This is a genomic window from Vibrio sp. 2130-1, from assembly GCF_033339515.1.
This window is the reverse complement of sequence record NZ_JAWOUT010000739.1, coordinates 1-515: the sequence shown is the minus strand read 5'-3', so window position 1 is coordinate 515 and position 515 is coordinate 1. Positions and strand designations below refer to the sequence as shown.

At 44.5% G+C, this 515-nt stretch carries 1 protein-coding gene; it reads left to right on the top strand.

What is annotated here, in order from left to right; genetic code table 11:
• Nucleotides 1–454, top strand: a 454-nt coding sequence (locus R7Q09_RS28440; RefSeq protein WP_318144244.1) for a flagellin, incomplete at its 5' end; no start/stop codon positions are given.
• Nucleotides 455–515 lie beyond the last annotated feature (61 nt).

The following is a 515-nucleotide window of genomic DNA, read 5'->3' as shown; positions in this document are numbered from 1 at the left end:
TGGTCAAACCGACAAAGTGACGGCTTCTGTTAATGAAAAAGGCCAGTTACAGATCTTTATGGCAGGAGAAGAAACCGCCGGAACGATTTCATTCTCAGGAGATCTTGCGAGTGAGCTTGGGATTTCGTTGAAAGGTTATGATGCGGTCAATAACTTGAACATCACAACCGTTGGTGGGGCGCAGCAAGCTGTCGCTGTACTAGACACGGCGATGAAATTTGTCGATAGCCAACGTGCCGAGTTAGGTGCATATCAAAATCGCTTCAATCATGCGATCAATAATCTAGATAACATCCACGAAAATTTAGCGGCATCGAACAGTCGTATTCAAGATACTGATTACGCCAAAGAAACCACGCAAATGGTGAAGCAGCAGATCTTGCAACAAGTCAGTACCACTATTTTAGCCCAAGCTAAACAGGCGCCAAACCTCGCTCTTACCTTGCTTGGTTAGGTGATTTGGATTCTTAATTTCAACGCAAAATCAGGTTGTATCGACAGCTCGAAAAGAAGCT